This is a genomic window from Actinomyces respiraculi, assembly GCF_014595995.2.
GTDB classification, from domain to species: Bacteria; Actinomycetota; Actinomycetes; order Actinomycetales; family Actinomycetaceae; genus Actinomyces; species Actinomyces respiraculi.
On sequence record NZ_CP063989.1, the window covers coordinates 475,108 to 488,957 of the forward strand.

The window sequence follows — 13,850 nt, forward strand, 5'->3', positions numbered from 1 at the left end:
GACCCCTGAGCCCCAGGCGCCGGCCTTCACCGCGCCCGGCACCCTGACCCCCATCGTCAGCGACATGTGGGACAAGGACCGCTCCTGGACGCTGGAGGCCTACCGCGCCCACGGCGGCTACGAGGGCCTGGCCAAGGCCACGACCCTGACCACCGACGAGCTCGTGGGCGCCGTCAAGGCCTCCGGCCTGCGCGGCCGCGGCGGCGCCGGATTCCCCACCGGCCTCAAGTGGTCCTTCCTGCCGGCTCCCGACGGCGGCCCCCGCTACCTCGTCGTCAACGCCGACGAGTCCGAGCCCGGTACCTGCAAGGACATCCCCACCCTCATGGCGAACCCCCACGCGCTCATCGAGGGCATCGCCATCACCTCGCGCGCCATCGGCTGCGACCACGCCTTCGTCTACCTGCGCGGCGAGACCGCCCACGTCTACCGCCGACTCCTGGCGGCCGTGCGTGAGGCCCGTGAGGCGGGCCTGCTGGACACCGGTTTCGGCCTCGACGGCGCCCAGAGCCTGAGCATCACCGCCCACGCCGGTGCCGGCGCCTACATCTGCGGTGAGGAGACCGCCCTGCTCGACTCCCTTGAGGGGCGCCGCGGCCACCCCCGGCTCAAGCCACCCTTCCCGGCAGTTGCCGGCCTGTACGCCCGCCCCACGGTCGTCAACAACGTCGAGTCGATCTGCCAGGTCCCCGGCATCTTCCGCCACTCGCCCGAGTGGTACGCCTCCATGGGTACTGAGCGTTCGTCGGGCCACGGCCTGTTCTCCGTCTCCGGCCACGTGCGCCGCCCGGGTCAGTTCGAGGCCCCCTTCGGCATCACCATGCGCGAGCTCATCGACATGGCCGGTGGCATCCGTGAGGGCCACGAGCTGAAGTTCTGGACCCCCGGCGGCTCCTCCACCCCGCTGTTCACCGCCGACGAGCTCGACGTCCCCCTCGACTACGAGTCCATCGTCGGCGCCGGCTCCATGCTGGCCACCCGCGCCCTGCAGGTCTTCGACGACACCGTCTCGGTCGTGCGCGTCGTCACCCGCTGGGTGGAGTTCTACCAGCACGAGTCCTGCGGCAAGTGCACCCCCTGTCGCGAGGGCACCTACTGGATGCGCCAGATCCTCGAGCGCCTGGAGGCCGGCAGGGGCCTGCCCGGCGACGTCGAGAAGCTCGAGTCCATCACCGACAGCATCGGCGGACGTTCCTTCTGCGCCTTCGGTGACGCGGCGATCACCCCGGTGCGCTCCGGCATCGCCCGCTTCCGCAGCGAGTTCGAGGCCGGGTACACCACCGCCGCCCGCGAGCTCTTCCCCTACGCGGCCTCCTCGGTCGTCAACGACACGGTTGAAAGCGCACGGTGAGACATGACTGACCTCGTGAACATCACGATCGACGGCATCCCCGTCGAGGTGGAGAAGGGCACCCTGCTCATCCGCGCCGCCGAGAAGGTCGGCGTTCGCATCCCGCGATTCTGCGACCACCCGCTGCTGTCGCCGTCGGCCAACTGCCGCCAGTGCCTCGTCGACGTCGCCATGCCCGGACGCGACGGCGTCGTGCGGCCCATGCCCAAGCCCCAACCCTCCTGTGCCATGACCGCCACCGAGGGCATGGAGATCAGCACCCAGGCCACCAGCGCCCAGGCCGCCCGTGCCCAGGCCGGCACCATGGAGCTGCTGCTCATCAACCACCCGCTCGACTGCCCCGTGTGCGACAAGGGCGGCGAGTGCCCCCTGCAGAACCAGGCCCTCGAGCTCATGGCCAGCGGGGCCCAGTCCGTCACCCGCTTCACCGACGTCAAGCGCGCCTTCCCCAAGCCCCTGCGCCTGACCAGCAACGTCCTGCTCGACCGCGACCGCTGCATCCTGTGCCAGCGCTGCGTGCGCTTCGCCGCCCAGATCCCCGGCGACGCCTTCATCACCCTGCAGGGACGCGGCGCCGGCCACGTCGGCGGCGAGCTGACCGGCGGCCTGTACTCCGAGCAGATCGGCCGCTTTGACTCCACCGTCCTGGACTTCACCGACCCGAGCGTGGACCTCGATGCCCTCGAGACCGTGCGCGGCGAGTCCTACCTCGCCCCCGAGGCCGACCTCGCCGGCCCCGGCGGCGAGCCCGGCGTCGTCGACGGCCGCGCCTACGGCCCCCTCGGCAACGACGAGCTCGACGTGTCCGGACGGCCCTTCGCCTCCTACTTCTCCGGCAACATCATCCAGATCTGCCCCGTCGGTGCGCTCACCAGCGCCCGCTACCGCTTCCGCTCGCGCCCCATGGACCTGGTCTCCACGGACTCGGTGACTGAGCACGACGCCTCCGGCTCCGCCATCCGCGTCGACATGCGCCGCGGTGTCGTCCTGCGCCGCCTGGCCGGCAACGACCCCGAGGTCAACGAGGAGTGGATCACTGACAAGGACCGCTTCGCCTTCGCCTGGTCCAGCCTGTCTGACCGCCTGAGCGTGCCGCTCGTGCGCGATGAGGCCACCGGCGAGCTCGTCCCCACGAGCTGGTCCGACGCCCTCGACGTCGCCGCCCGCGGCCTGGAGCAGGCGCGCGCCAACGGCGGCGTGGGGCTCCTGCCCGGCGCCCGCCTCACCCTCGAGGACGGCTGGGCCTGGTCCCGCTTCGCCCGCACCGTGCTCGGCACCAACGACATCGACCAGCGCGTGCGCGACCACAGCGCCGAGGAGGACGCCTTCCTCGCCGCCCGCGTCGCCGGCACGGGCCTGGGCGCCGTCACCTACCGCAGCCTCGAGACCGCAGGGCAGGTCCTGCTTGTGGGCCTCGAGCCGGAGGACGAGTGCGGCTCCCTCTTCCTGCGCCTGCGCAAGGGCGTGCGCGCCGGCGGCGTGGCGGTCGCCAGCGTCACCAGCGTCCTGACCCGCGCCGCCAGCAAGCTCAACGCCCAGACCATCCTCACCGCCCCCGGCGGCGAGGCCGACGCCGTCGCCCAGCTGGCCACGAGCCACCCGGCGCTCGTTGAGGCCCTCGGCGGCGAGGGGGCCACCATCCTCGTCGGCGAGCGCGCCGCGGCCGTGCCCGGCCTGCTCGCCGCCGTCGACGCCCTGGCCACCTCCACCGGCGCCCGCCTGGCCTGGGTGCCGCGCCGCTCCGGCGAGCGCGGCGGTATCGAGGCCGGTCTCCTGCCGCACCTGCTGCCCGGCGGGCACCCCGTGGCCGACGACGTCGCCCGCACCCGCGTCCAGCAGGCCTGGGGCGTCGAGACCACCGGCCTGCACGCCCGCAGCCCCCTGCCGGCCACGCCCGGCCGCGACACCACCGCGATCCTCACCGCCCTGGCCGACGGCGAGCTCGGCGGAGCCGTCGTCGGCGGCGTTGACCTGCGCGACTTCCCCGACCCCGGCCTGGCCCGCACGGCCCTGGCCTGCTCCGGCTTCACCGTCCAGCTCGAGGTGCGCCGCTCGGAGGTCTCCGAGCACGCCGACGTCGTCCTGCCGGTGGCCCCCGCCGTCGAGAAGAACGGCACCTTCGTCAACTGGGAGGGGCGCGTGCGTCCCTTCGGTCAGGCGCACGCCTCGCGCGCCCGCACCGACCGGCAGGTCCTGGGCATGCTGGCCCAGGAGATGGGTACCGACCTGGGGTGCGAGTCCCTGACGACCCTGCACGCCGAGCTGGCGGGCCTGGGCCTGTGGCGGGGTCCGCGTGACGCGGTCCTGACCGCCCCCGAGGACGCCCCGGCCGAGTCGGGTGAGGTCGGCCAGCCGGGTGTGACCGGCCTGGCCGCCCTGCTCGCCACCCACAAGCCGATGCTTGACGACGGTCGCCTCCAGGACGGCGAGCCCTTCCTCGCCGCCACGGCCCTGCGCCCCGTCGCCCGCCTGGGCGCCGACATCGCCTCGACGCTGGGCGTCAGCGGCGGTGACACGGTGCGCGTGTCCACGCGGACCGGCTCCATCGAGCTGCCCGCCGTCGTCGGAGGCGTCGCCGACGGTGCCGTCTGGCTGCCCGAGTGCTCGGCCGGCTCGACCGTGCGCCAGAGCCTGGGTGCCCACCACGGCAGCGCCGTCGTCGTCAGCCCGGCTGCCCGCACCGAGAACGACACGGAGGTGGTCCGGTGAGCACCGCGACTGTTCTTCACACGGCCCTCGCCACGGTCGGTGGCGTCACCGCCGACTTCTCCGAGGAAACCTGGTGGCTCAGCCTCATCAAGGCCGTGTTCATCATGCTGTTCCTCATCGTCTCGACGATCCTGGCGATCTGGGCCGAGCGGCGCGTCCTGGGCCGCGTCCAGACCCGCCCGGGTCCCAACGTCAACGGCTTCCTCGGCCTGCCCCAGCTCATCGCCGACGCCACCAAGCTCATCATGAAGGAGGACTTCTGGCTCAAGGGGGCCGAGAAGTTCATCTACCTGCTGGCACCCTTCATCACGGCCTTCAGCTCCTTCATGATCTACGCGGTCATCCCCTTCGGGCCGCAGGTGAGCATCTTCGGCCACTCCACACCCCTGCAGATGACGGACTTCCCCGTCGCCGTGCTCTACATCCTGGCCGTCACCGGCTTCGGCGTGTACGGCCTCATCCTCGGAGGCTGGTCCACCCACTCGACCTACCCGCTGCTCGGCGCCGTGCGCTCGGCCGCCCAGGTCATCAGCTATGAGCTGAGCATGAGCCTGGCGATCCTCACCGTCTTCCTCGCCTCCGGCACCATGTCCACCTCCGGGATCGTCAGCGCCCAGGAGCGTCTGTGGTGGGGCCTGGCGATGCTGCCCAGCTTCCTCATCTACGTCATCTCCATGGTCGGTGAGGTCAACCGCCTGCCCTTCGACCTGCCCGAGGCTGAGGGCGAGCTCGTCGCCGGTCACATGGTCGAGTACTCCTCGATGAAGTTCGCCTGGTTCTACCTGGGCGAGTACATCAACATGTTCAACGTCTCCGCGGTGTGCGTCACGCTCTTCCTCGGCGGCTGGCGCTCCTTCATCCTCGCCTCCTTCTGGGACGGGTTCAACACCGGCTGGTGGCCCATGCTGTGGTTCACCGGCAAGGTCTGGGGCGTCATGATCCTCATGATCGTCACCCGCGGCACGCTCGTGCGCCTGCGCTACGACCGCTTCATGCAGCTGGGCTGGAAGCTCCTCATCCCGGTCTCCCTCGCCTGGTTCGTCATCGTCGCCCTCGTCCAGGGCTACCGTGCCTTCGCCCTCGGCTCGCCGCGCACGCTCCTGCTCATCCTCGCCGTCATCTTCCTCGTCGCCATGCTCGTGCTGCTCCTCCTGCCCTCCACTGACGGGCGGGCGGGCACCGGTGCACGGCAGGTGGACGACGACGTCGTCACCCCGGCCGACGAGATCGACGCCTTCGCCGACGGCTTCCCCGTCCCGCCGCTGCCCGGCCAGTCCCTGCCCCTGTCGCCGCGCGCTCAGCGCCGTGCGGGCGCCGCCCTTGCCGGCACCGCCGTCGCAGCCACCACCGCCGTCTCCGAGGCACCCGTCCAGGAGGGACACGATGACTGACCAGACCCCCGCACCCCAGGCCGGCACCGACCACGACCAGTGGCTGCCGGACGAGCCCGGTCTCCTCGGGCGCGTCTTCGCCCCCGTCGCCGGCTACGGCGTGACGCTGTCCTCGATCTTCCGTCCCACGGTCACCGAGCAGTACCCCTTCATCCGCCCGGTGCTCATGCCCCGCTACCACGGGCGCCACCAGCTCAACCGTTACGACGACGGCCTGGAGAAGTGCATCGGCTGTGAGCTGTGCGCCTGGGCCTGCCCCGCCGACGCCATCTACGTCGAGGCCGGCTCCAACGCCCCCGGCGCCCAGTACTCGCCCGGCGAGCGCTACGGCCGCGTCTACCAGATCAACTACCTGCGCTGCATCTTCTGCGGCATGTGCATCGAGGCCTGCCCGACCCGCGCGCTGACCATGACGAACGAGATCGACGAGCTCGTCGGACCCAACCGCACCGGCCTCATCTACGAGAAGCAGGACCTGCTCGCCCCGGTGCCCGACGGCGCCCTCGACGCCCCCCACCCCATGGTTGAGGGCACCGAGGACGGCGACTACTACCGCGGTGAGGTCACCGGCCCCACCCAGGCCCAGGTCGACTGGGTCCGCGCCCACCGCCCCGAGGACCCGACGCTCGCCACCGCGCGCACCGTCGCGGCCCCGAACCTCGCCAAGGAGGCCGTCCACTGATGGCTACCGCACGTCCCGACCTGCTCTCCACGCAGACGCTCCCAGCCGCCCTGACTGCCACCGGCACCATGGGCACCGGGGAGACGGTGCTCTTCGCCGTCGTCGCTCTGCTGTGCGTGGCCTGCGCCATCGGCCTGCTCGTCTCGCGCCGGGCCGTGACCGCCGCCGTCAACATGATCGGCGTCATGATCGGCCTCGCGATCCTCTACATGGCCAACGAGGCGCCCTTCCTCGGCGTCGTCCAGGTGGTGGTCTACACCGGCGCCGTCATGACCCTCGTGCTCTTCGTCGTCATGCTCGTGGGCGTCGGGGGCGATGAGCCCGTCGTCGGCACCGGTGGCCGCGTTGGTCGCGCCGCCATGGTCGCCGCGGCCCTGGGTTTCGCCCTCCTCGTCGGCGCGGTCGTGGCCCGTACCGTCTTCCCCACCCCGCGCGGCCTGGTCGACTCGGCCGCCGCCACCCCCGGCTACCTCGCCGTCGTCCTCTTCGGTGAGCACGTGGTCACCATGGAGCTCACCGGCCTGCTGCTCATCGTCGCCGCCACCGGCGCCCTGACCCTCACGCACCGCGAGCGCATCCGCGCCAAGATCACCCAGCGCTCCCTCATGCTCGATCGCATGAAGGCCTACAAGAACACCGGCGCCCACCCCGGTCAGAAGACCATGACCGGTGTCTACGCCGCCACCAACGCGGCCGCCGCCCCGGCCCTGGGCGCCGACGGCGAGGCCGTCGAGGAGGCCGTGCCCCGCGTCCTGCGCGTGCGCGGCCAGGCCCTCGACCTTGCCGAGGTCTCACCCGAGCTCGCCGCCGCCCAGCGCTCCGGCGAGATCACCGGGCGCATGGACGCCTCCGTCGGGCAGTCCGGCATGGCCTCCATGCCCGGCGCCGCCGCCCCGGCCGTCGTCCAGCCCCTCGCCGCCCCGGCGCTCGAGGCCGGCACCCCGCAGGACGACCCGGTCGGCACCGCGCAGGACGAACCGGCCGCCCTGCCCACCGACGCGAAGGAGGAGAGCAAGTGAGCCTCCCCATCACCGCCTACGTCGTCCTCGCCGTCGTGCTCTTCGCCCTTGGTGCCCTCACGGTGCTCCTGCGCCGCAACGCGATCATCGAGCTCATGGGCGTTGAGCTCATGCTCAACGCCGTCAACCTCGCCCTCGTGGCCTTCTCGCGGCTGCACGGCAACCTCACCGGCCAGGTCTTCGCCTTCTTCATCATCGTCGTGGCCGCCGCCGAGGTCGTCATCGGCTTGAGCATCATCGTGTCCATCTTCCGCACCCGCAGGTCCACGTCGGTCGACGACGAGAACCTGCTTCAGCACTGAGAGGGAACCCGGGAATGACCAGCACCTCCCTCGCACTGGCGGCCCCCACGGCCCACGCCGCGGCCCTGCCCGCCACCGGCGCCGCCTCACTGGCCTGGCTCCTCATCGCCGTACCGGCCTGCTCCGCGGCCCTGCTGCTCCTGCTCGGGCGCCGCAGCGACCGCTGGGGCCACTGGCTGGGCCTGGCCGCCGCCGTTGTCAGCGCCGGCCTCGGCCTGGCGATCCTCGTCCAGGTCCTCGGCCTGCCCGCCGATGAGCGTGTCCTCCAGCTCGACCTGTGGCAGTGGTTCAGCGTCGGCAGCCTCGACGTCACCGTCGGCCTGCGCCTGGACCCCCTGTCGCTCACCTTCGTCACCCTCGTGACCTTCGTCGGCGCCCTCATCCACCTGTACTCCGTGGCCTACATGGAGCACGACCGCGACCGCCGCCGCTTCTTCGCCTACCTCAACCTCTTCGTCGCCGCGATGCTCACGCTCGTGCTCGGCTCGTCCTACATCGTGCTCTTCGTCGGTTGGGAGGGCGTGGGCCTGGCCTCCTACCTCCTCATCGGCTTCTGGAACACCGCCGACGCCGACGCCCCGCAGCGCGAGCAGGCCAAGAGCCGTGAGAACGCCACCGCCGCCAAGAAGGCCTTCGTCATGAACCGCGTGGGCGACCTCGGCCTGCTCCTGGCGATGATGGCGATGGTCTACCAGGCCGGCTCCGTCGCCTTCGACGACGTCCTGGGTATGGCCGCCGACGGCGCCATCCCCACCGCCTGGCTCACCGCCACCGGCTTCTTCCTCCTTCTGGCCGCCTGTGGTAAGTCCGCCCAGTTCCCCCTCCAGGCCTGGCTCGGCGACGCCATGGCCGGACCGACCCCCGTCTCGGCGCTCATCCACGCCGCCACGATGGTCACCGCCGGCGTCTACCTCATGGTGCGCTCCGGTGCGATCTTCCAGGGCGCGCCCGCCGCCCAGCTGGCCGTCGCCGTCGTCGGCGCCCTGACCCTCCTGCTCGGAGCCGTCATCGGTGCGGCCAAGGACGACATGAAGAAGGTCCTGGCGGCCTCCACCATGAGCCAGATCGGCTACATGATGCTCGGCGCGGGCCTGGGCCCCGCCGGCTACGCCTTCGCGATCTTCCACCTGCTCACCCACGGCTTCTTCAAGGCCCAGCTCTTCCTCGGCGCCGGCAGCGTCATGCACGCCATGAGCGACCAGGTCGACATCCGCCGCTTCGGGGCCCTGCGCACAGCCATGCCCATCACCTGGATCACCATGGGGATCGGCTGGCTCGCCATCCTCGGCATCCCGCCCTTCAGCGGCTTCTGGTCCAAGGACAAGATCATCGAGACCGCCTTCATCGGCGAGGGCCTGGCGCCCTGGCTGTTGGGAGGCGTCGCCCTCATCGGCGCGGGCCTGACCGCCTTCTACATGTCCCGCCTGTTCTTCATGATCTTCCACGGCCAGGCCCGCTGGACCACCGCCGCGGACATCGAGGGCGAGGTCCACCCCCACGAGTCCGGCTGGCTCATGACCGCCCCGCTCGTCATCCTCTCCGTCTTCTCCGTCGCGCTGGGCGGTCTGCTCACTATTGGCGACGCCTTCGTCACCTGGCTTGAGCCTGTCACCGGCCACGCCGAGCACGGACACCCGGTCCTGCCGGTGCACGTCATCATGGCGGCCACCCTCGCCGTCGTCGTCATCGGCGCCCTCATCGCCTGGGCCATGTACGTGCGCCGCCCCGTCGAGACCGTCGTCCAGCCCGGCAACGTGCTCGTCGAGGCCGCCCGCCACGACATGTACCAGGACGCCGTCAACGAGGCCATCGCCATGCGCCCCGGTCAGGGCCTCGTCCTGGCCGCCACCGCCACCGACCGCTACGTGGTCGACGGCGCCGTCGAGACCCTGGCGGTGGGGACCGCCGGCCTCGGCCGCCTGGTCCGACTCACCCAGTCCGGGTACCTGCGCACCTACGCGGCCTACACGCTCGTCGGCACGCTCATCGCGCTCGTCGCCGTCCTCGCCGGCCGCCTCTGAGAGGAAACGCCACATGCTGATCATCGACTCCGCGTTCCCGGTGCTCACCACCATGGTGCTCGTGCCGGCCGTCGGCGCGCTCCTCCTGACCCTTCCCGTGCTGCGCCCCTGGGCCCGCACCCTCGGCCTGGCCGTCGCCGTCGTCGAGCTCGGCCTGGGCGTGTGGGCCGCCACCCTCTTCGACTACTCCTCCCGGGCCTCCACCCAGCTCGCCGAGACCCACGCCTGGATCCCGCACTTCGGGATCTCCTGGGCACTGGGCCTCAACGCCCTCGGCCTGGCCATGCTGCTGCTGGCCGTCGCGCTTGTGCCCCTGGTCCTGCTCGCCTCCTGGGGTGAGGTTCCCGCGGACCGCCAGGCGCTGTTCACCGGCCTGGTCCTGGCCCTGGAGGCCTTCGTCGTCGTCATCTTCGCGGCCCGCGACGTCTTCCTCTTCTATGTCGCCTTCGAGGCGATGCTCGTGCCCGTCTACCTGCTCATCGGACGCTTCGGCGGCACCGACCGCAGGCGCGCGGCCATGAAGTTCCTCCTGTACTCCCTGGCCGGCGGACTCATCATGCTCGTTGGCGTCGTGTGCCTGCTGCTCTACGCTGACGACTCCGCCGGTGCCTATCTCTTCGAGCGCCTGGCGCAGACCATCCCGCTCGTGCCCACCCACGTCGGGCGCCTGCTCTTCCTCAGCTTCTTCATCGCCTTCGCGATCAAGGCCCCCATGGTGCCGGTGCACACCTGGCTGCCCGACACCGCCGAGCAGGCCACCCCGGGCACCTCGATCCTGCTCATCGGCGTCCTGGACAAGATCGGCACCTACGGGATGATCGTCCTCGTCCTGCCGCTCTTTCCCGAGGCCTCTGCCTGGGCCGCCCCCGTGGTGCTCGTCCTCGCCGTCATCTCCATCCTCTACGGAGCCCTGGCCGCCATCGGGCAGGACAACCTCTACCGGCTCATCTCCTACACCTCGGTCAGCCACTTCGGCTTCATGGTCCTGGGCATCTTCATCGGCTCCCAGGCCGCGGCCACCGGCGCCATGGTCTACATGGTGGCCCACGGCCTGTCCATCGCCGGCCTGTACCTGACCACCGGCTTCCTCGCCCGCCGCACCGGCACCGTGCTCATCAGCGAGCTCGGCGGCATGGCGCGGGTGACACCGGTGCTCGCAGGCACCTGGCTCGTGTCCGGACTGGCCTCCATCGCCCTGCCGGGCCTGAGCGGCTTCGTGCCCGAGTGGCTGGTGCTCACCGGCACCTTCTCCGAGTCCGTGACCCTCGGCGTCGCCGCCGTCCTCGGCGTCGTCATCGCCGCCCTGTACGTCCTGCTGCCTTACCAGCGGGTCTTCACCGGCGCCCCCGCCCCGGCACGCGTCGGCTCCAGCGACCTCGACGGCCGTGAGAAGGCCATCCTCGTGCCGGTCGTCCTCGCGATGCTCATCCTGGGTCTCGCCCCCTCCTTCCTCACGACGACGCTCGACGGCGTCGCCGAGCAGGTCGCCACGACGATGGTCCAGGCCCCGGCCGGCGACGTCGCGGCCGCCACCGTCACCACCGAAGGGACCGCCAAGTGAGCACCTTCACCGAACCGGCGATCTACTGGGCCGGCCTCGCCCCCGCCCTCGTCATCCTCGGCACCGCCGTCCTGGGCGTGCTCGTGGAGGCCTTCGTGCCGCGACGCCTGCGGCTGAGCGTCCAGACGGTGCTCGCCCTCGCCGCGATCATGGGCTCCTTCGTGCTGCTCGCGGGCCAGTGGGCCCTCGTCGCCGGCGAGACGCCGATGACGGGCGAGATCGCGAACGGCTTCGACATCGACCCCTTCGGCGTGGCCGCACAGGGCATCATCCTCGTCATCGGGCTGCTCGCCGTGCTCACCATGGCGGACCGCACGAGCGCCGGTGACGGCGCCTTCGCCGCCCAGGCGGCAGACCGGCCCGGCCGGGCCGAGGAGACCGAGTCCCTGCACGCCGACTGGATGGGCACCGAGGCCCTGCCGCTGACGATGTTCTCACTGGGCGGCATGATGCTCTTCCCGCAGGCGAGCAACCTCATCGCCCTGTTCGTCATGCTTGAGCTCGTCTCCCTGCCGCTGTACATCATGGCGGCCATGGCCCGCCACCGCCGCCTGCTCAGCCAGGAGGCGGCCCTGAAGTACTTCGTCCTGGGCGCCTTCTCCTCAGCCTTCCTCCTGCTCGGCTCCGCCCTGCTCTACGGGGCCACCGGCTCCGTGGACTACAGCGAGATCGCGCAGGTGAGCCGACTCACCCAGGGCGTGGGACCGGGCTGGATCGTGCCCGCGGGCCTGGTCCTGCTGCTCGTCGGCCTCCTGTTCAAGATCGCTGCGGCCCCCTTCCACTCCTGGAGCCCGGACGTCTACCAGGGCTCGCCGACCCCCGTCACCGGCTTCATGGCCGCCGGCGTCAAGGCCGCCGCCTTCCTCGCCCTCGTGCGCGTCCTGGTCTTCATCGGCATGACCGTCACCGAGGAGCTCGGGGCCGTGCTCAGCGCCATCGCGGTCCTCACGATGCTTGTGGGCACCGTCGTCGGCATCATCCAGCGCGACATCAAGCGCATGCTCGCCTACTCCGCCATCGCCCACGCCGGCTACATGCTCATCGCCCTGATCTCCATCAACCGGCTGAGCCTGAGCGCGCTGCTGCTCTACTCCCTCGCCTACGGCGTGTCCACCGTCGGCGCCTTCGGGATCATCTCGCTTGTGCGCGTGAGTCACGGCGGGGCGGCGGGGGCCGAGGCCACCGACCTCGACTCCTACCGGGGCCTGGGCCAGCGCGCCCCGTGGCTGGCCGCCGCCATGACGGTCTTCATGCTGTCCTTCGCGGGCATCCCGCTGACCGCCGGCTTCGTCGCCAAGTACGAGCTCTTCCTGTCCGCCGCCCTGGGTGGTGGCGTCTGGCTCGTCGTCGCCGCCGTCGTGTCCTCCGCGGCAACCGCCTTCTTCTACATGCGCCTCATCGTCCTGATGTACTTCCGCCAGAGCGAGGGTGAGGGGGTTGTCGTCGTCGGCTCGCGCGGTCCGGTGGCGGCGGCCGTCACCGTGGCGGTTGTGCTCACCCTCGTCGTCGGCATCCTGCCCCAACCGCTGCTCACGCTACTGGGCTCCGCGGCTATGCTCGCCCCGTGATCGGATCGATGCCGCTGAACGCCCCTGAGCTCGAGGGCCGGATCTCAGCGGCCCTTCAGGCCGTGGAGAGCCGTCTCATGACGGTGGTCTCGAGTGCCGACGAGACCATCAACCCGCCGACCTCCCACCTCGCGGCCGCCGGCGGCAAAAGGCTGCGCCCGGTCCTGACCCTCCTGACCGCCCAGCTCGGCGACCCGGCTCTGGCCACGGGGGAGCAGGTGCGTGACGCCGGCGTCGCCGTCGAGCTCACCCACATCGCCACGCTCTACCACGACGACGTCATGGACGACGCCCCGTTGCGCCGCGGCGCCCCGAGTGCCCAGACCGTCTGGGGCAACTCCGCCGCGATCCTCACCGGGGACGTGCTTGTGGCGCGCGCCTCCCAGCTCGTCGCCGCCCTGGGGCCCCAGGCCGTCCTCGCCCACGCCAAGACCTTCGAGCGCCTGTGCATGGGCCAGCTCCACGAGACCCTGCCCGTGCCCGTCGGCGTGGACCGGGTCGAGCACTACATCCAGGTCCTGGCGGACAAGACCGGCTCCCTCATCGCCGTCTCCGCCCGCTACGGCGCCATGCTCACGGGCGCGGGGGCGCGCGCCGAGGCGGTCGTCGAGGCCTTCGGGGAGAAGATCGGCGTCGCCTTCCAGCTCGCCGACGACGTCATCGACCTCACGAGCGACTCCGCCACCACCGGCAAGACCCCGGGCACTGACCTGCGCGAGGGCGTGGACACGATGCCGGTGCTCCTGCTGCGCCGCGCCCTGGCGGCGGGCGAGCTCGACGCCGAGGGCCAGTCGATCCTGTCCACCCTGTCCTCGACGAACCTGTCGTCGGACGAGGCCCTGGCCGAGGTCGTGGCGCGGCTGCGTGAGCACCCGGTGCTCGAGCGCACCCGCCGGATGGCGATGCGCTGGGCCGAGGAGGCCGTCACGGTGCTGGCGGGCCTGGAGGAGGCCGCCGTCGCGGGGGCCGTCGAGCGTCTGGACGCCCAGGGCGTCACCGATGCCACTGAGCGCGAAGCCGCCCTGGCCGACACCCGTGAGCGGGCGGCGCTCGTGCGCGCCGCCATGGAGCAGTTCGCCCACCTGCTGGTGGACCGGGCGGCCTGAGCGGCCCCACCCGGGTCGGGCGCCGTCCTCCTCGCCGACGTCTTCGACGGAGGCCTCGCCCCGCTCCTGGACGGCCGTGACCGGGGCGGGCGGCGTCGTTGTCTCCGTCACGCGCAGGACGCCGCGCATGGCCGACCTGC

The 13,850-nt window shown here is 71.5% G+C and carries 10 protein-coding genes; all 10 read left to right on the forward strand.

Annotated elements, in window-relative coordinates:
• The first annotated feature begins 64 nt into the window (after window positions 1-64).
• From nuoF to ID810_RS02015, 10 genes are read left to right on the forward strand one after another with little or no spacing between them, the layout of a single operon-like run.
• Window positions 65-1,351, forward strand: coding sequence for an NADH-quinone oxidoreductase subunit NuoF (nuoF, locus tag ID810_RS01970; RefSeq protein ID WP_166856485.1), 1,287 nt, complete (start codon window positions 65-67; stop codon window positions 1,349-1,351).
• Between the two features lie 3 nt (window positions 1,352-1,354).
• Window positions 1,355-4,060 (forward strand): NADH-quinone oxidoreductase subunit G, encoded by a 2,706-nt coding sequence (locus tag ID810_RS01975; protein WP_166856332.1) that lies wholly within the window; start codon window positions 1,355-1,357, stop codon window positions 4,058-4,060.
• Window positions 4,057-5,451 (forward strand): NADH-quinone oxidoreductase subunit NuoH, encoded by a 1,395-nt coding sequence (nuoH, locus tag ID810_RS01980; RefSeq protein WP_166856330.1) that lies wholly within the window; start codon window positions 4,057-4,059, stop codon window positions 5,449-5,451. The genes ID810_RS01975 and nuoH overlap by 4 nt, the downstream gene beginning before the upstream one ends.
• Window positions 5,444-6,133: an NADH-quinone oxidoreductase subunit NuoI gene (nuoI, locus tag ID810_RS01985; RefSeq protein ID WP_166856328.1), complete on the forward strand. Its 690-nt coding sequence runs from the start codon at window positions 5,444-5,446 to the stop codon at window positions 6,131-6,133. The genes nuoH and nuoI overlap by 8 nt, the downstream gene beginning before the upstream one ends.
• The gene (locus tag ID810_RS01990; RefSeq protein WP_166856325.1) at window positions 6,133-7,152 is read left to right on the forward strand and encodes an NADH-quinone oxidoreductase subunit J; all 1,020 of its coding nucleotides are present in this window, start codon (window positions 6,133-6,135) and stop codon (window positions 7,150-7,152) included. Before nuoI ends, ID810_RS01990 begins: the two co-directional genes overlap by 1 nt.
• Window positions 7,149-7,454, forward strand: a complete 306-nt coding sequence (gene nuoK / locus ID810_RS01995; RefSeq protein ID WP_166856323.1) for an NADH-quinone oxidoreductase subunit NuoK — start codon at window positions 7,149-7,151, stop codon at window positions 7,452-7,454. Before ID810_RS01990 ends, nuoK begins: the two co-directional genes overlap by 4 nt.
• A gap of 14 nt (window positions 7,455-7,468) precedes the next feature.
• Entirely contained in the window at window positions 7,469-9,475 is a 2,007-nt protein-coding gene (nuoL, locus tag ID810_RS02000; RefSeq protein ID WP_166856321.1) for an NADH-quinone oxidoreductase subunit L, read from the forward strand.
• A gap of 13 nt (window positions 9,476-9,488) precedes the next feature.
• Window positions 9,489-11,036, forward strand: coding sequence for a complex I subunit 4 family protein (locus ID810_RS02005; protein ID WP_166856319.1), 1,548 nt, complete (start codon window positions 9,489-9,491; stop codon window positions 11,034-11,036).
• Window positions 11,033-12,604 carry an NADH-quinone oxidoreductase subunit NuoN gene (nuoN, locus tag ID810_RS02010; protein ID WP_166856317.1) on the forward strand — a complete coding sequence of 524 codons (1,572 nt, stop codon included), beginning with the start codon at window positions 11,033-11,035 and terminating at the stop codon, window positions 12,602-12,604. Before ID810_RS02005 ends, nuoN begins: the two co-directional genes overlap by 4 nt.
• Entirely contained in the window at window positions 12,601-13,710 is a 1,110-nt protein-coding gene (locus tag ID810_RS02015; protein WP_166856314.1) for a polyprenyl synthetase family protein, read from the forward strand. Before nuoN ends, ID810_RS02015 begins: the two co-directional genes overlap by 4 nt.
• Window positions 13,711-13,850 lie beyond the last annotated feature (140 nt).